General features: G+C 68.4%; 12 protein-coding genes. 5 read left to right on the forward strand and 7 right to left on the reverse strand.

Annotation, left to right across the window (positions count from 1 at the left end; all coding sequences use genetic code 11):
* Positions 1–94 precede the first annotated feature (94 nt).
* The 5 genes from prmB to dapC all read right to left on the reverse strand — a co-directional run bounded on the left by prmB (position 95) and on the right by dapC (position 4,717).
* On the reverse strand, positions 95–1,003 hold the full coding sequence (gene prmB, locus WT24_RS12405) for a 50S ribosomal protein L3 N(5)-glutamine methyltransferase (protein WP_059780841.1): 909 nt from the start codon (positions 1,001–1,003) through the stop codon (positions 95–97).
* A gap of 11 nt (positions 1,004–1,014) precedes the next feature.
* Positions 1,015–2,154 carry a succinyl-diaminopimelate desuccinylase gene (dapE, locus tag WT24_RS12410; protein ID WP_060033721.1) on the reverse strand — a complete coding sequence of 380 codons (1,140 nt, stop codon included), beginning with the start codon at positions 2,152–2,154 and terminating at the stop codon, positions 1,015–1,017.
* Between the two features lie 90 nt (positions 2,155–2,244).
* Complete coding sequence (locus tag WT24_RS12415) at positions 2,245–2,613, reverse strand: ArsC family reductase (RefSeq protein WP_006478478.1); 369 nt, start codon at positions 2,611–2,613, stop codon at positions 2,245–2,247.
* Positions 2,613–3,440: a 2,3,4,5-tetrahydropyridine-2,6-dicarboxylate N-succinyltransferase gene (dapD, locus tag WT24_RS12420; RefSeq protein WP_006759623.1), complete on the reverse strand. Its 828-nt coding sequence runs from the start codon at positions 3,438–3,440 to the stop codon at positions 2,613–2,615. Before dapD ends, WT24_RS12415 begins: the two co-directional genes overlap by 1 nt.
* Before the next feature lie 44 nt (positions 3,441–3,484).
* Positions 3,485–4,717, reverse strand: coding sequence for a succinyldiaminopimelate transaminase (gene dapC, locus WT24_RS12425; protein ID WP_060033724.1), 1,233 nt, complete (start codon positions 4,715–4,717; stop codon positions 3,485–3,487).
* A gap of 159 nt (positions 4,718–4,876) precedes the next feature.
* On the opposite strand from dapC, the gene WT24_RS12430 reads away from it, so the two are divergent.
* The 5 genes from WT24_RS12430 (at position 4,877) to def (ending at position 13,610) form a co-directional block, all read left to right on the forward strand.
* A complete protein-coding gene (locus tag WT24_RS12430; protein ID WP_060033726.1) occupies positions 4,877–5,818 on the forward strand; it encodes a DMT family transporter in 942 nt (313 codons plus the stop codon).
* Positions 5,819–5,957: 139 nt separating this feature from the next.
* On the forward strand, positions 5,958–9,470 hold the full coding sequence (gene smc / locus WT24_RS12435) for a chromosome segregation protein SMC (RefSeq protein ID WP_060033728.1): 3,513 nt from the start codon (positions 5,958–5,960) through the stop codon (positions 9,468–9,470).
* Positions 9,471–9,555: 85 nt separating this feature from the next.
* Positions 9,556–10,839 (forward strand): cell division protein ZipA C-terminal FtsZ-binding domain-containing protein, encoded by a 1,284-nt coding sequence (locus WT24_RS12440; RefSeq protein ID WP_060033730.1) that lies wholly within the window; start codon positions 9,556–9,558, stop codon positions 10,837–10,839.
* A 165-nt stretch (positions 10,840–11,004) separates the two neighbouring features.
* Positions 11,005–13,080, forward strand: a complete 2,076-nt coding sequence (gene ligA, locus WT24_RS12445) for an NAD-dependent DNA ligase LigA (RefSeq protein ID WP_059505897.1) — start codon at positions 11,005–11,007, stop codon at positions 13,078–13,080.
* Positions 13,077–13,610: a peptide deformylase gene (gene def, locus WT24_RS12450; protein WP_034207668.1), complete on the forward strand. Its 534-nt coding sequence runs from the start codon at positions 13,077–13,079 to the stop codon at positions 13,608–13,610. The genes ligA and def overlap by 4 nt, the downstream gene beginning before the upstream one ends.
* A 79-nt stretch (positions 13,611–13,689) precedes the next feature.
* Here def and WT24_RS32650 read toward each other — a convergent pair whose 3' ends face one another.
* Positions 13,690–15,429 (reverse strand): pseudouridine synthase, encoded by a 1,740-nt coding sequence (locus WT24_RS32650; protein ID WP_082742160.1) that lies wholly within the window; start codon positions 15,427–15,429, stop codon positions 13,690–13,692.
* A gap of 16 nt (positions 15,430–15,445) precedes the next feature.
* Entirely contained in the window at positions 15,446–18,022 is a 2,577-nt protein-coding gene (locus tag WT24_RS12460; RefSeq protein WP_059505898.1) for a [protein-PII] uridylyltransferase, read from the reverse strand.
* Positions 18,023–18,065 lie beyond the last annotated feature (43 nt).

The raw sequence follows: 18,065 nt of genomic DNA on the forward strand, positions 1-18,065 counted from the left end.
TTCCGGAGGTCGTGCGGCCGGGTGGCCGCCTCCGCGCATCTTACCCAACCGTGCGGCGCAACGGTGCGCCGCACGGCGGGCGGTCCGGAAACGCTCAGGCCTTGCGCGGCAGGTCCGACGCCTGGATCAGGAACACGGCGTCGTCGCCCGCGCTGGTGGGCAGCCACGTGAGCTCGAGGCCGCCGAACGCCGCTTCGACGTGCTCGCGCTCGTTGCCGATCTCGACGACGAGCACGCCGTCGTCATGCAGCCAGCGGTGCGCTTCGGCGACGATGCGCCGCACGATGTCCATCCCGTCGTCGCCGCCGGCGAGCGCCATCTCCGGCTCGTGCCGGTATTCGGGCGGTAGCGCGGCCATCGACGCGGCGTTCACGTACGGCGGATTCGTCAGGATCACGTCGTAGCGCGAGTCGGGATCGGTGCGGAACGCGGGCAGCGGGGCGTAGAGGTCGCCGCGGTGCAGCCCGATGCGGTCTTCCAGACCGTAGTCGCGCACGTTGATCTCCGCGACTTCGAGCGCCTTGTCCGACAGGTCGACCGCGTCGATCTCGGCGTTCGGGAACGCGCTCGCCGCGAGGATCGCGAGGCAGCCGGAGCCGGTGCACAGTTCGAGCACCGCGCCGACCTGCTCGGGATCGGCGACGTACGGCTGCAGTCCGTCGTCGAGCAGCTCGCCGATGAACGAGCGCGGCACGATCACGCGTTCGTCGACGTAGAAACGGTGGCCGTGCATCCACGCTTCATGCGTGAGATAGGCGGCCGGCACGCGGTCGGTCGCGCGTCGTTCGATCACCGCGAGCACGGCCGCGATTTCGTCGGGCAGCAGGCGCGCGTCGAGGAACGGCTCGAGCGTGTCGAGCGGCAGGTCGAGCGTATGCAGCACGAGGTAGGCCGCTTCGTCGTACGCGTTGTCGGAGCCGTGGCCGAACGCGAGCTTCGCTTTCGAGAAGCGCGTGACCGCGTAGCGCAGCAGGTCGCGGATTGTGGCGAAAGGTGTCGTCATGCGAGGCTCCGTCAGGCGATCAGTTGTTCGAGCACGCGTCGGTACACGTTCTTCAGCGGGTCGACGAAGCGCACCTCGATATGCTCGTCGATCTTGTGGATGCTGCCGTTCGGCGGGCCGAACTCGATCACCTGCGGGCAGATGCGCGCGATGAAGCGGCCGTCCGACGTGCCGCCCGTCGTCGACAGCTCGGTCGTGATGCCGGTCTCGGCGCGGATCGCGTTTTCCAGCGCGCCCGACAGTTCGCCGCGCGGCGTGAGGAACGGCAGGCCGCTCACCGACCACTTCAGCGTGTATTCGAGGCCGTGCTTGTCGAGGATCGCGTGCACGCGGGCCTGCAGGCCCTCGACCGTGCTCGCGGTCGAGAAGCGGAAGTTGAACAGCAGGTCGGCGTGGCCGGGGATCACGTTGGTCGCGCCGGTGCCGGCATGCAGGTTCGACACCTGCCAGGTGGTCGGCGGGAAGTATTCGTTGCCTTCGTCCCACTGTTCGGCCGCGAGCTCGGCGAGTGCCGGCGCGAGCAGGTGGATCGGGTTCTTCGCGAGGTGCGGATATGCGATGTGGCCTTGCACGCCCTTGACGACGAGTTCGCCGGACATCGATCCGCGGCGGCCGTTCTTGACGACGTCGCCGAGCTCGGCGCTCGACGTCGGCTCGCCGACGATGCAGTAGTCGAGCCGCTCGCCGCGTGCCTGCAGCAGTTCGACGACCTTCACGGTGCCGTCGGTGGCCGGGCCTTCCTCGTCGCTCGTGATCAGGAACGCGATCGCGCCGCGGTGGCCGGGATGGGCCGCGACGAATTCCTCGGATGCGACGACGAACGCCGCGAGCGACGTCTTCATGTCGGCCGCGCCGCGGCCGTACAGCTTGCCGTCGCGATGGGCGGGGATGAACGGCGGCGAGGTCCACTGTTCGAGCGGGCCGGTCGGCACGACGTCGGTGTGGCCCGCGAATGCGAGCAGCTTGCCGTCGCGGCCGTCGGTGCCGCGCTTGACGGCCCACAGGTTGGTCACGCCGTGCGACGCGATGGTCTCGCATTCGAAGCCGAGCGCGGCGAGGCGCTCGGTCATGATCTGCTGGCAATGCTGGTCGTCGGGCGTCACGGACGCGCGGGCGATCAGTTGTTCGGTAAGGGCTAGGGTGGCGGACATGGTTCGGACCACTTTCGATAAAAAATGCCGGCGCGGTGGCCGGCAGCGACAGGGCGTCGGGCGGCGCCTGCAGGCGCCGCGCGGGCGGCCTTATGCGGCAAACAGCGCCGCGTATTGATCGGCCACGAAGCCGAGCGATTTCACGCGACCGTTGACGACGAGCACGGGGCGTTTGATGACCGACGGCTTGTGGATCATCAGCGCGACCGCGCCGGTCTTCGTTTCGGCGGCGGCCTTCATCGCGTCGTCCAGGCCGCGCCACGTGGTGCCGCGCTTGTTCACGAGCGCGTCGAGCGACACGTCCTTCAGCCAGTCTTCGATCAGCGGCGCGCTGACGCCGAGCTTCTTGAAATCGTGGAACTCGAATTCGACGCCGTGATCGTCGAGCCACACACGGGCCTTCTTCACGGTGTCGCAGTTCGGGATGCCGTAGACGACCACGGTGTGCGGCTTCGCCATCAGTCGCCTCGCAGCAGCTCGTTCAGGCCGACCTTCGCACGCGTCTTCGCGTCGACCTTCTTCACGATCACCGCGCAGTACAGGCTGTGCGAGCCGTCTTTCGACGGCAGGTTGCCTGCGACGACGACCGAGCCGGCCGGGATGCGGCCGTAGCTCACTTCGCCCGTCTCGCGGTCGTAGATCTTCGTGCTCTGGCCGAGATACACGCCCATCGAGATCACCGAGTTTTCCTCGACGATCACGCCTTCGACGACTTCCGAGCGCGCGCCGATGAAGCAGTTGTCTTCGATGATGACCGGGTTCGCCTGCAGCGGTTCGAGCACGCCGCCGATGCCGACGCCGCCCGACAGGTGCACGTTCTTGCCGATCTGCGCGCACGAACCGACCGTCGCCCACGTGTCGACCATCGTGCCTTCGTCGACGTAGGCGCCGATGTTGGTGTACGACGGCATCAGCACGACGTTCTTCGCGATGAACGAGCCGCGGCGCGCGATGGCCGGCGGGACGACGCGGAAGCCGCCCGCGGCGAAGTCTTCGGCCGTGTAGTTCGCGAACTTCGACGGCACCTTGTCGTAGAACTGCGAGTAACCGCCGGCCGGCATCGGCGCGTTGTCCTCCAGGCGGAACGACAGCAGCACGGCCTTCTTCAGCCACTGGTGCACGGTCCAGTTGCCGTCGATTTTCTCGGCGACGCGCAGTGCGCCGCGGTCGAGCTGCTCGATCGCGTGAGCGACGGCTTCGCGGACGTCGGCGGGCGCGGCCTTCGGCGACAGCTCGGCGCGGTTTTCCCAGGCGGTATCGATGATTTGCTGAAGTTGTTGCGACATGTTCGTTTTCGCAGGAGATGGATGGAATTGATCGGGATGGACGATTACCGCGCGAGAGCGCGGCAGAAATCGACGATGCGTTGCGCGCCCTCGACACATTCGGGGGTGCCCGCGACGAGCGCGATCCGGATGAAATCGCGGCCCGGGTTGGTGCCGTGCGCATCGCGCGCCAGGTACGAGCCGGGCAGAACCGTCACATTATAGTCGGCGTACAGGCGGCGGGCGAACTCGGTGTCCGACAGGCCGGTGCGCGACACGTCGGCCCACAGGTAGAACGCGGCGTCGGGCAGTTTCACGTCGATCACGTCGGCGAGCATCGGCGTGACCGTATCGAACTTCTGCACGTACATCGCGCGATTCTCGCGCACGTGCGCCTCGTCGTTCCACGCGGCGATGCTCGCGTGCTGCCAGACCGGCGACAGCGCGGCGCCGTGGTACGTGCGGTACAGCAGGAATTTCTTCAGCAGCGCGGCGTCGCCTGCGACGAAGCCCGAGCGCATGCCCGGCACGTTCGAGCGCTTCGACAGGCTCGACAGCATCACGAGCCGCTCGAAGCCGCGGCCGAGTCGGTGCGCGGCCTCGAGGCCGCCGAGCGGCGGCGCCGCTTCGTCGAAATAGATTTCCGAATAGCACTCGTCGGACGCGATCACGAAACCGTGGCGGTCCGACAGCGCGAACAGCTCGCGCCAGTCGTCGAGCGTCAGCACGGCGCCCGTCGGGTTGCCGGGCGAGCACACATACAGGAGCTGCGTACGCGCCCACACTTCGTCGGGCACGGCCGCATAGTCGCACGCGAAGTTGCGCGCCGGGTCGCTGTTCGCGAAATAGGGTTCGGCACCGGCCAGGAGGGCCGCGCCTTCGTAAATTTGATAGAAGGGATTCGGACAGAGTACGATCGCCTTCTCGCCGTGCGCGGACGGCCGTGCGTCGATCACGGTCTGCGCGAGCGAGAACAGCGCCTCGCGCGAGCCCGACACCGGCAGCACCTGCGTGGCCGGATCGATCGCCGGCAGCCCGTAGCGGCGCTCGAGCCAGTGCGCGATCGACGTGCGCAGCGCATCCGAGCCGGCCGTGGCCGGGTACGACGCGAGGCCGTCGAGCGCGGCCACCACGGCGTCGTGGATCAGTGCCGGCGTCGCGTGTTTGGGCTCGCCGATGCCGAAGCTGATCGGTTTGAGGTCGCCGGAAGGCGTCACGTCCTTGAACAGGGCGCGCAGCTTTTCGAAGGGATAGGGCTGAAGCGAGTCGAGTCGAGGGTTCACGGGCGAAGCGGCCATCGCGGCCGGTTGGAGCGAAAGAAGCGGCGGGCGCGCCGCGCGGCTGCGAACGGGCGCGGCGGGCGCGCGGGTCGCAGCGGACGATTATAACGTGACGAAATGCGGTCACGGCCTGCCGGCGCGGCGGCCGTGCCGGTCGAATAAAGGGTATCGAACCAAATGAACAACGCGGTACGCGGCAGCCTGCCGACGCTGGCCATCCTGATCGGCGCGTCGGTATGGGGCCTGATCTGGTATCCGCTGCGGATCCTCGCATCGCTCGGCGTGACGGGCACGCTCGCGAGCGCGCTGACGAGCCTCGTCGCGTTCCTGTTCGTGATCGTCGCGCGGCACCGCACGATCGCGACGCTGCGCTGGCACTGGGTGCTGCCGGGCATCGCGGTGACGGCCGGCGTGACGAACCTCGGGTTCGTATGGGGCACGATCCACGGCGAGGTGCTGCGCGTGATGCTGCTGTTCTACCTGACGCCGGCCTGGACCGCGATCTACGCGCACTTCCTGCTGCGCGAGCGGCTGACCTGGGCGGGCGCAGGGCTGGCCGCGCTGTCGATCGGCGGTGCGATGCTGATGCTGTGGTCGCCGGCGCTCGGCTTGCCGCTGCCGGCCAACCCGGCCGAATGGGCGGGCCTCGCGGCCGGGCTGAGCTTCGCGATGAGCAACGTGCTGGTGATCAAGGCGAGCCGCGAGCTGCCCGACATGCGCGCCGAAATGCGCACCGCGACGCTGTTCGGCGGCGCGGCCGTGTTCGGCGCGATCGCGTCGCTGTTCGAAGGGTTGCCGGCCGCGCCGGCGAGCGGTCAGTTGGGCGTCGCCGCGCTGATCGTCGCGGCGATCGGCGTGACGATGGCGTCGAACAACCTGCTCGTCCAGTACGGCCTCGCGCGCGTGCCGGCGAACCGTGCGTCGATCATCATGCTGTTCGAGATCGTGATCACCGCGCTGTCGGCGTGGGTGTTCGCGAACGAGCTGCCGAGCGCGCGCGAGTGGGCGGGCGGCATGTGCGTCGTGCTGGCGACGCTGCTGTCGAGCCGGGTCCATCGTGCCGCGCCGGCACCGGACAAACCCGGCGACGGTCGGGACGGCGCACGCGCGATGGTATGATGGAAGCCGTTTGCGGGGCCCAACGCTGGATGCGCGCGGCCCCGTTTTTGAATTCCGGGGCGCGTGGCGCGCAGGGGCTCTCCGGCCCCGCGCCGTGCGGCCCCGTCCGTTTCACACCTTCTTCACATCCGATACCGCCGTGCGTCTGAGCTCGATCAAACTCGCTGGCTTCAAATCCTTCGTCGATCCCACGCATTTCCAGGTTCCGGGCCAGCTCGTCGGCGTGGTCGGCCCGAACGGATGCGGCAAATCCAACATCATCGATGCCGTGCGCTGGGTGCTCGGTGAGTCGCGCGCGTCCGAGCTGCGCGGCGAATCGATGCAGGACGTGATCTTCAACGGTTCGACCGCCCGCAAGCCCGGCAGCCGGGCCAGCGTCGAACTGATCTTCGACAACTCCGACGGCCGCGCGGCCGGGCAGTGGGGCCAGTACGGCGAGATCGCCGTCAAGCGCGTGCTGACGCGCGACGGCACGTCGAGCTACTACATCAACAACCTGCCGGCGCGCCGCCGCGACATCCAGGACATCTTCCTCGGCACCGGCCTCGGGCCGCGTGCGTACGCGATCATCGGGCAGGGCATGATCGCGCGGATCATCGAGGCGAAGCCGGAAGAGCTGCGCGTGTTCCTCGAGGAAGCCGCGGGCGTGTCGAAGTACAAGGAACGCCGCCGCGAAACCGAGAACCGTCTGCACGACACGCGCGAGAACCTGACGCGCGTCGAGGACATCGTGCGCGAACTCGGCGCGAACCTCGAGAAGCTCGAGGCGCAGGCTGTGGTCGCGACCAAGTACAAGGAACTCGTCGCCGACGGCGAGGAGAAGCAGCGCCTGCTGTGGCTGCTGCGCAAGAATGAGGCCGCCGGCGAGCAGCAGAAGCAGCAGCGTGCGATCGAGCAGGCGCAGATCGACCTCGAAGCGCAGACGGCGAAGCTGCGCGAAGTCGAGGCGCAGCTCGAGACGCTGCGCGTCGCGCACTACTCGGCGAGCGACGCGATGCAGGGCGCGCAGGGCGCGCTCTACGAGGCGAACGCCGAGGTGAGCCGCCTCGAAGCCGAGATCAAGTTCATCGTCGAATCGCGCAATCGCGTGCAGGCGCAGATCGCCGCGCTGAACGCACAGCGCGAGCAGTGGCGCGCGCAGGCCGAGAAGTCGCAGGACGAGCTCGAGGAGGCCGAAGAGGCGCGCGCGATGGCTGACGAGAAGGCCGCGCTCGCCGAAGACAACGCGGCCGCGAAGCACGATGCGCTGCCGGCGCTCGAAGCGAAGTGGCGCGACGCGCAGGCGCAGCTCAACGACGAGCGCGCGCGGATCGCGCAGACCGAGCAGTCGCTGAAGCTCGAAGCCGCGCACCAGCGCAACGCCGACCAGCAGCTCCAGCAGCTTCAGCAGCGCCACGAGCGCCTGAAGGCGGAGGCGGGCGGGCTGGATGCGCCCGATGAAGCGCAGCTCGAGGAGTTGCGCATGCAGCTCGCCGAGCAGGAAGAGATCCTCGCGCAAGCGCAGGCACGTCTGAGCGATGCGCAGGAGGCGCTGCCGCGCCTCGACGGCGAGCGCCGTGCCGCGCAGGAGCGCGTGCAGGCCGAAAGCGCGCAGATCCACCAGCTCGAGGCGCGGCTCGCCGCACTCAAGCAACTGCAGGAGAACGTGCAGACCGAAGGCAAGATCCAGCCGTGGCTCGACAAGCACGAGCTCGGCGCGCTGCCGCGTCTGTGGAAGAAGCTGCACGTCGAGGCCGGCTGGGAAGCGGCGCTCGAGGCCGTGCTGCGCGAGCGTCTCGCCGCGCTCGAAGTATCGAATCTCGACTGGGTGAAGGCATTCGCGACCGATGCGCCGCCCGCGAAGCTCGCGTTCTACGCGCCGCCCGCGGCCGGCGAGCCGCCCGCCGCCATGGCCGGGCTGCGGCCGGTGCTGTCGCTCGTGCGCATCGACGACGCGGGCATCCGCGCGGTGCTGAACGACTGGCTCGGCAACGTCTATGTCGCCGACGACGTCGCGCAGGCGCTCGCGACGCGCACGCAGCTGCCGGCAGGCGGCGCGTTCGTCGTCAAGGCCGGCCATATCGTCACGCGCGTCGGCGTGCAGTTGTACGCCGCCGATTCGGAGCAGGCCGGGATGCTGGCCCGCCAGCAGGAAATCGAAAACCTGGCGCGCCAGGTGCGTGCGCAGGCGCTGCTCGCCGACGAGGCGCGCACGGCTGCCGTGCGTGCGGAAGCCGCGCACACCCAGGCCACGCAGGCGCTCGGCGACGTGCGCGCGCAGGCCGAACGCGCGACGCAGCGCGTGCATGCGCTGCAGATGGACGTGCTGAAGCTCGCACAGGCGCACGAACGCTATACGCAGCGCAGCACGCAGATCCGCGAGGAACTCGAGGAAATCGGCGCGCAGATCGAGGAGCAGCGTGCGCTGCGCGCGGAGTCGGAAGCGAATTTCGAGCGCTTCGACGGCGAGCTCGCGGAACTGCAGGCCCGCTTCGAGGACAATCAGCTCGCGTTCGAGTCGCTCGACGAATCGCTGACGCAGGCGCGTCAGGAAGCGCGCGACCTGGAGCGCGGCGCCAACGACGCGCGCTTCGCCGCACGCAACGCGGTGACGCGGATCGACGAACTCAAGCGCACGATCCAGGTGGCGCATGAGCAGAGCGAGCGCGTCGCCGCGTCGCTGGAAGACGCGCGCGCCGAACTCGAGACGATCAACGAGCAGACCGCGCACACCGGCCTGCAGGACGCGCTCGAGATTCGCGCGGTGAAGGAAGAGGCGCTGCAGGCCGCGCGGATCGAGCTCGACGACCTGACCGCGAAGCTGCGCGCGTCGGACGAGCAGCGGCTCGTCGCCGAGCGTTCGCTGCAGCCGCTGCGCGACCGCATCACCGAGCTGCAGCTGAAGGAGCAGGCCGCGCGCCTGTCCGTCGAGCAATTCGCCGAGCAGCTCGCGGCCGCCGAGGTCGACGAGGCCGCGCTGGCCGCGAAGCTGACGCCGGATCTGAAGCCGTCGTACCTGCAGGGCGAAGTCACGCGCCTGAACAACGCGATCAATGCGCTCGGCCCGGTCAACATGGCCGCGCTCGACGAGCTGAAGGCCGCGAGCGAGCGCAAGGTGTTCCTCGATGCGCAATCGGCCGACCTGATCGACGCGATCACGACGCTCGAGGATGCGATCCACAAGATCGACCAGGAAACCCGCACGCTGCTGCAGGGCACCTTCGACGAGGTCAACCGTCATTTCAGCGACCTGTTCCCGCGCCTGTTCGGTGGCGGCCAGGCGAAGCTGATCATGACGGGCGACGAAATTCTCGATGCCGGCGTGCAGGTGATGGCGCAGCCGCCCGGCAAGAAGAACGCGACGATTCACCTGCTGTCGGGCGGCGAGAAGGCGCTGACCGCGACCGCGCTGGTGTTCGCGATGTTCCAGTTGAACCCGGCACCGTTCTGTCTGCTCGACGAGGTCGACGCGCCGCTGGACGACGCGAACACCGAGCGTTTCGCGAATCTCGTGCGCGCGATGTCCGACAAGACGCAGTTCCTGTTCATCTCGCACAACAAGATCGCGATGGAAATGGCGCAGCAACTGATCGGCGTGACGATGCAGGAGCAGGGCGTGTCGCGGATCGTTGCGGTGGACATGGAAACCGCCGCGGGTTTTGCCCAGAATTGACGTTTGACGAAACCGGACCGCGTTCGCGCGGCGCATGGGCGCCCGTTCGCGGTCCCGACGAAAAAGAATTGCTGATGGAGCGTGCATGGACGAGTTGACACTCGGTTTGATCGGCGCGGGCGCCGTCGTGGTGGGCGGCGTCGTGGTCTACAACGCATGGCAGGGCGCGAAGGTGCGGCGCAGGATGCCGCGTCCGATGCCGGAGGAAGCGACCGAGGCGATGAACCGCCCGGAGCGCGACGAAGAGTTGCCGTTCATCGAGCCGGTGCGTCAGCCGGTGCGCCGCGAGCCCGCGGCACCGACCGCGACGGCGACTGCGGCCGACGCCGCGCGCGTCGAGCCGACGTTCGGCGGGGCCGCCGGCGGTGCGGCGCCGGCCGATATGCCGGCCGACCTGCAGGCCGAGGCGACGGGCGTCGACACGTCGTCCGAATCGACCGAACCGGCTGCCGGTGAAGAAGCCGTGCCCGCCGCCGCACGCGAAGCGGCGGCCGAATCGGCCGAGCCGACCGAACCGGTGATGCCGGCCGCGACGACGGTCTCGTCGGCGCCGCCCGCGATCGTCGACCGCCGGATCGACTGCATCGTACCGATCCGCCTCACCGGTCCGCTGCCGGGCGATAAGATCCTGCCGGCCGCGCAGCGGCTGCGCCGTGCGGGCAGCAAGCCCGTGCATATCGAAGGCAAGCCGGAAGGCGGCCAGTGGGAGCTGTTGCAGAACGGCGTGCGCTATGAAGAGCTGCGCGCGGCCGCGCAGCTCGCGAACCGCAGCGGCGCGCTGAACGAGCTCGAATTCTCCGAATTCGTGACGGGCGTCCAGCAGTTCGCCGACGCGATCGACGGCGCGCCGGAATTCCCGGACATGATGGAAACGGTCGCGATGGCGCGCGAGCTCGACGCGTTTGCCGCGCAATGCGATGCACAGCTGTCGATCAACGTGATGTCGGACGGCGCGCCGTGGTCCGCGAACTACGTGCAGGCGGTCGCTTCCCAGGACGGGCTGCTGCTGTCGCGCGACGGCACGCGCTTCGTGAAGCTCGACGCGAAGCAGAACCCGGTGTTCATGCTGCAGTTCGGCGATACGAACTTCCTGCGCGACGACCTGACGTACAAGGGCGGCAACATGATCACGCTGGTGCTCGACGTGCCGGTGGCCGAAGAGGACATCCTGCCGTTCCGGCTGATGTGCGATTACGCGAAATCGCTGTCCGAGCGGATCGGCGCACGCGTCGTCGACGATTCGCGCCGGCCGCTGCCGGAGTCGACGCTGCTCGCGATCGAGCAGCAACTGATGAAGCTGTACGCGAAGCTCGAGGAAGCCGGCATCCCGGCCGGTTCGCCGGTCACGCGGCGCCTCTTCAGCCAGTAACGCGACGGCGCGGACGGCGGTCGGCGGCGCCGTCGTTCGCCGCTGCGGCGCACACCGTTTCGTGTGCGCCGCAGCACGTCATCAGGCCCGCATTGCGCGCCCCGCCGCGGCGTCAAACTGAGATAATCGGGTATCCGATTTTTTCAGAACGAATCTGCCGCCAGCATGGCCCGAACCCAAGCCGAACCGCCAGCCAGCCAGCCCGACGCGCGCGCCGCGTGGCTGCGCGACCAACTCGAGCGGGCGAACTACGCCTATTACGTGCTCGACCAGCCGGATCTGCCGGACGCCGAATACGACCGGCTGTTCCGTGAGCTGCAGCAGCTCGAAACCGACCATCCCGAACTCGTGACGCCCGATTCGCCGACGCAGCGCGTCGGCGGCGAAGCGGCCGGCGGCTTCACGCCGGTCGTCCACGATGCGCCGATGCTGTCGCTGAACAACGGCTTCGCCGACGAGGACATCGTCGCGTTCGACAAGCGCGTCGCCGACGCGCTGGCCAAGACGACCGATCTCGCCGGCTCGGTGACGGACCCCGTCGAATACGCGTGCGAACTGAAGTTCGACGGCCTCGCGATTTCGCTGCGCTACGAGCGCGGCGTGTTCGTGCAGGCATCGACGCGCGGCGACGGGACGACGGGCGAGGACGTGACCGAGAACGTGCGCACGATCCGCTCGATTCCGCTGAAACTGAAGGGCAAGCACGTGCCGGCCGTGCTCGACGTGCGCGGCGAGGTGCTGATGTTCAAGCGCGATTTCGCACGCCTGAACGAACGTCAACGCGCGGCCGGGCAGCGCGAATTCGCGAACCCGCGCAACGCGGCGGCGGGCAGCCTGCGCCAGCTCGACCCGAAGATCACCGCGCAGCGTCCGCTGTCGTTCTTCGCATATGGGATCGGCGTGCTCGACGGCATGCCGATGCCCGACACGCACAGCGCGCTGCTCGACTGGTACGAGGCGTTCGGCCTGCCGGTGAACCGCGAGCGCGCGGTCGTGCACGGCGCCGACGGCCTGCTCGGGTTCTTCCGCAAGGTCGGCGAGAAGCGCGATGCGCTGCCGTACGACATCGACGGCGTCGTCTACAAGGTCAACCGGCGCGACGAGCAGGAGCGGCTCGGCTTCGTGTCGCGTGCGCCGCGCTTCGCGCTCGCACACAAGTTTCCTGCGCAGGAAGCGCTGACGAAGCTCGTCGCGATCGACGTGCAGGTCGGCCGTACCGGCGCGATCACGCCGGTCGCGCGTCTCGAGCCGGTGTTCGTCGGCGGCGCGACCGTGACCAACGCGACGCTGCACAACGAGGACGAAGTGCGCCGCAAGGACATCCGGATCGGCGACACTGTGATCGTGCGCCGCGCGGGCGACGTGATTCCGGAAGTCGTCGGCGCGCTGCTCGACCGGCGCCCGGCGGATGCGGCCGAATTCGTGATGCCGACCGAATGCCCGGTGTGCGGCTCGAAGATCGAGCGCCTGCCGGACGAGGCGATCGCGCGCTGCACGGGCGGGCTGTTCTGCCCGGCGCAGCGCAAGCAGGCGCTGTGGCATTTCGCGCAGCGCCGCGCGCTCGATATCGACGGCCTCGGCGAGAAGATCATCGACCAGCTCGTCGAGCTGAATCTGGTACGTACGCCGGCAGACCTGTTCAATCTCGGCTTCGCGACGCTGGCCGAACTCGACCGGTTCGCGGAGAAGTCCGCGCAGAATCTGCTCGACTCGCTCGAGAAGGCGAAGCATACGACGCTCGCGCGCTTCATCTACGGGCTCGGCATCCGCCATGTCGGCGAATCGACCGCGAAGGATCTCGCGAAGCATTTCGGCTCGCTGACGCCGATCATGGACGCCTCGATCGAGGAACTGCTCGAAGTCAACGACGTCGGGCCGATCGTCGCCGAGTCGCTCCACCAGTTCTTCGCGGAGGAGCACAACCGGACCGTGATCGAGCAGTTGCGCGCACCGGGCAAGGTCACGTGGCCGGAAGGGCCGCCCGCGCCGAAGGCGCCGCAGGGCGTGCTCGCCGGCAAGACCGTCGTGCTGACGGGCACGCTGCCGAATCTCACGCGCGATGCGGCGAAGGAGATGCTCGAAGCGGCGGGCGCCAAGGTGGCCGGTTCGGTATCGAAGAAGACGGACTACGTGGTCGCGGGCGCCGAAGCCGGCAGCAAGCTCGCGAAAGCCGAGGAACTCGGCATCCCCGTGCTGGACGAAGACGGTCTGCACCAACTCCTGGAGGGCAATACGCCATGATTCGCGAGATCCTGAAGATGGGCGATCCGCGCCTGCTCGAAATCGCCCAGCCGGTCGAGCGGTTCGATACGGCCGAGCTGCACGAGATCGTCGCGGACATGTTCGAGACGATGCACCATGCGAACGGCGCCGGGCTGGCCGCGCCGCAGATCGGCATCGGGCTGCAGATCATCATCTTCGGCTTCGGCAACAACAACCGCTACCCGGATGCGCCGCCGGTGCCCGAGACCGTGCTGATCAACCCGAAGATCGAGTACATGCCGCCGGACATGGAAGAGGGCTGGGAAGGCTGCCTGTCGGTGCCGGGCATGCGCGGCGTCGTCAGTCGCTACGCGAAGGTGCGCTACAGCGGCTTCGACCAGTTCGGCGAGAAGATCGATCGTGTCGCCGAGGGGTTCCACGCGCGCGTGGTCCAGCACGAATACGATCACCTGATCGGCAAGCTGTATCCGATGCGGATTACCGACTTCACGCGCTTCGGCTTTACCGAGGTGTTGTTCCCGGGGCTCGATCCGGCCGACGACGACTGATCGGCCGTGCTCCCGCGGAAAAGAAAAAACCCGCTTGCGCGGGTTTTTTTCATGGCGGGCGCACGTTACGTGCGCGAGCTTAGAACGTCTCGTCGGCGGACAGGTAGCGCCATTGGCCTTGCGGCAGTGCGCCGAGCATCACGCGGCCCATCCGCACACGCTTCAGGCCGATCACGTCGAGGCCGACCAGTTCGCACATGCGGCGAATCTGGCGCTTCTTGCCTTCGCGCAGCACGAACCGCAACTGCTCGCCGTTCTGCCAGCTCACCAGCGCGGGCTTCAGCGCCACGCCGTCGAGCTCGAGGCCGTGGCGCAGCTTCGCGAGCGATTCCGCGGGGAAGTGCTGGTCGATGTCGATCAGTCGTTCGCCGAAGCGCACGCGCACCAGGTATTCCTTGTCGATGTCCGACTGCTCGCCGATCAGCTGCTTCGCGATCACGCCGTTCTGCGTCAGCACGAGCAGGCCGGTGGAGTCGATGTCGAGACGGCCGGCCGGTGCGAGCGCATGCAGGTGCTGCGGCGAGAACCGCACCGGCGAATGATCGCCGCTCCAGCGGTTCGCGCGCGTGATCAGCACGGCGGCCGGCTCGTAGCCGTCTTCCGCCTGGCCCGACACGTAGCCGACCGGCTTGTGCAGCAGGATCGTCACTTGCGCGGCCTGTGCCGCGCTCGCGCGCTCGTCGATCTCGATCTTCTGGTCGGCGCGCACCTTGGTGCCGAGCGTGTCGATGCGTTCGCCGTCGACGAGCACCCAGCCCTTTTCGATCCATTCGTCGGCTTCGCGGCGCGAGCACATGCCGAGTTCGGACATCCGCTTCGACAGGCGCATCAAGCCCGTTTCGTCGCCGTAGCCGACGTCGGCCGCCGCGCGCTTGACGGGTTGCGCGGTCTTCACCGCGCCGAACGAACGGCGCTCGCCGTCGCGCGCGGGGCGGGTCGGGCGGTCGCCGAAGCTGCGCTTCGCGCCTTCGCCGGCTGTCTTGTCGCGATAGGACGGACGCTTGCTGTCGTCAGTACCTGCTGTGCGACGGGGACGCGCATCGTCGTCGCTGCGGCGCGGCGGGCGATCGGACGACGTGCGGCGATCGCCATAGCTGCGCTTCGTGCCTTCGCCGGCTGTCTTGTCGCGATAGGACGGGCGCTTGCCTTCGTCGGCACCCGCACGACGCGGCCGTGCATCGTCGTCGCTGCGGCGCGGCGGGCGATCGGACGACGTGCGGCGATCACCGAAGCTGCGCTTCGCGCCTTCGCCGGCTGCGTTGTCGCGATAGGACGGGCGCTTGCCTTCGTCGGCACCCGCACGACGCGGCCGTGCAGCGTCGTCGCTGCGGCGCGGCGGGCGATCGGACGACGTGCGACGGTCGCCGAAGCCGCGCTTCGCGCCTTCGCCGGCTGCGTTGTCGCGGTAGGACGGACGCTTGCCTTCGTCGGCAGCACGACGCGGGCGCGCATCGTCGTCGCTGCGGCGCGGTGGGCGATCCGACGATGTGCGACGGTCGCCGAAGCTGCGCTTCGCGCCTTCGCCGGTCGCGTTGTCGCGATACGGGGCGCGCGGGCCGCGTTCGGCACCGCCGTCACGCGGCGCACGCTGGGCCGGTGCGCGATCCGCACCCGCGCGCTCGACGCCTGCGGCGCCGCGCGGCTTGAACGGGCGTTCGCCGGCGGCTGCCGCAGACGCCTTCTTCGGGCGGGCCGGCTTGTCTGCGGCGGGCGGCGCAGCGGGGCGCACCGCCTTGCGGGCGACGAGGCTGCCGGAGCGGACAGGGGCGCGAGTCGGCGACGCCGGCTTCGGATTCTTGACGGTTAATTTGGTGCGCATAAACGCTGGGATTCATTCAGACTGCGATCGCGCGCAGCAATTCGGTTTCGAGCTGGATCTGCAGGCGATTGTCGGACAGGCCGGCGCCCGCGAGCAGGAAGATGTCTTCGACGCGCTCGCCGAGCGTATTGATCCGCGCCGCATGGACGCCGATCCGATGTTCGGCGAGTACGCGCGCGATCGAATAGAGAAGGCCCGGCCGGTCGTTGGCCGACACGGACAGGATGTAGTACTGACCGCGCTCGTCGGCCCGCAGGTCGACGCGCGGCGTGATCGGAAACGTCCGGGACAGCCTCGACAGGCGGCCCTTCGACGGCTCCGGCAGCGGTGCGGTTTCGGCGAGCCTCGTCGCGAGCTGCTGTTCGACGAGATTGGCGATGTCGCGGTAGCGCACGTCGCGTTCGGTCTGCGTGACGATGAAGTTGTCGAGCGCATAGCCGTGCCGCGTCGTGCTGACGCGCGCATCGAGCACCGACAGCCCGTTGCGGTCGAAATACGCGCAAATGCCCGCGAACAGGTCGGGGCGGTCCTTCACGTACACGAGCACCTGCAGCGCGTCGCCGATCGGCGACGGCCGCGCGCGGACGATCGCGGTTTCGGCGTTCACATGCCGGTACAGCACGCGCGTCTGCCATGCGATGTCGGCCGCGTCGTGACGCAGGAAGAAGCCGACGTCGAGCTGATCCCACAATGCGCGGTGCGCATCGTCGGGCACGGTTTCCAGGCGCAGCAGCGCGAGCGCCTGCTCCTGCCGCGACTTCAGCTCCGAATGCGCGTCGGGGTTCGCGCCGCCGAGTACCGCGAGCGTGATGCGGTAGAGATCCTCGAGCAGCTTGCCCTTCCACGTGTTCCACACCTTCGGGCTCGTGCCGCGGATATCGGCGACGGTCAGCAGGTAGAGCGCGGTGAGATACCGTTCGTTGCCGACGACCTCGGCGAAGCGCTTGATGACGTCGGGGTCGCTCGTGTCCTGCTTTTGCGCGACCTGGCTCATCGTCAGGTGATGCTGGACGAGCCACACGATCAGCGCGGCATCGTCGCCGGCGATGCCGTGCTCGCGGCAGAAGCGCCGCGCGTCGGCCATGCCGAGCGTCGAGTGATCGCCGCCGCGGCCCTTCGCGATGTCGTGGAACAGCGCCGCGACATACAGCACCCACGGGCGCTCGAAGTTGCCGATCAACTGGCTGCAGAACGGATATTCGTGCGCATGCTCGGCCACCGCGAAGCGGCGGATGTTGCGCAGCACCATCAGGATGTGCTGGTCGACCGTGTACACGTGGTACAGGTCGTGCTGCATCTGCCCGACGATGCGGCGGAAATTCAGCAGGTAGCGGCCGAGCACGCTCGTCTGGTTCATCAGCCGGAACGCGTGCGTGATCCCTTCGGGTTGCTGCAGGATCCGCATGAACGTGTCGCGGTTCCGCGGATCGCGACGCCACGCGTTGTTCATGATTTCGCGCGAGTTGTACAGCGCACGCAGCGTGCGGGCGGACAGGCCCTTCACGCCGCGCGTCGTTTCGTACAGCAGGAACGCTTCGAGGATCGCATCGGGATGGCGTTCGAACACGCCGTCGTCGACGATCTCGAGCATCCCCTGTTTCTCGACGAAGCGATCGGCCGACAGCACGCGCGTGATGCCGCTCGTCGCGGGAAAGAGCTGCGCCTCGATGTTCTGGATCAGGATCGTCGCGAGCTGCGTGACCGCTTTCGCGGACCAGTAATAGCGGCGCATCAGCTGCTCGCTCGCGCGCTTGGCCTGCGTCGGCTGGTAGCCGAAGCTTTCGGCGGCTTGCGTCTGCAGGTCGAACACGAGCATGTCCTGACGGCGCCCGGCGATCACGTGCAGCCGCGCGCGCAGCGTCTTCAGGAAGCCTTCGTTGCGGCGCAGCTCGCGCGCTTCGCGGTCGGTGATGAGGCCGCGCGTGTCGAGCTCGCGCCAGCTGCTGCCGAAGCCGGCCGCGCGCGCGATCCACAGGATGGTCTGCAGGTCGCGCAGCCCGCCGGGGCTTTCCTTCACGTTCGGTTCGAGGCTGTACGGCGTGTCCTGGAACTTCGCGTGGCGCTGACGCATCTCGAGCACCTTCGCGGTGAAGAACGCGCGAGCGTCGAGCGCTTCGTGATAGCGCACGGTGAAGCGCTCGAACAGCGCGGTGCTGCCGACGATGCGGCGCGCTTCCAGCAGCGAGGTCTGCACCGTGACGTCCTGCGACGCCTCCTCGATGCACTGCGCGACCGTCCGTACGCTGCTGCCGATCTCGAGGCCGAGATCCCACGCCATCCCGATGAAGCGCTCGATGCGCGCGTCGAGCGCCGGGTCGTGCGCATCGGGCAGCAGCACGAGGATGTCGACGTCGGAATAGGGTGCGAGCTCGCCGCGCCCGTAGCCGCCGACGGCGACGAGCGCGAGCGTCGCGGGCAGCGCGCATTCGTCCCACACGCGCTTCAATGCGTCGTCGGTGAGTTTCGACAGCGCGTGCATCAGTGACGCGACGTTCGCCGCGCGGCGAAAGCGCTCGAGCATCTCCGTCTTGGCGGCCTTGAATTCGGCGCGCCGCGACAGCGCTTCGGGCGAGGGGGCAGCGTGAGCGCTCATGGGCGGCCGTTCGGGTGCGGGAGTGGGGCGGGTGCGACGGCGC

It is taken from the genome of Burkholderia sp. MSMB1078WGS (assembly GCF_001528895.1).
In the GTDB taxonomy this organism is placed as follows: domain Bacteria; phylum Pseudomonadota; class Gammaproteobacteria; order Burkholderiales; family Burkholderiaceae; genus Burkholderia.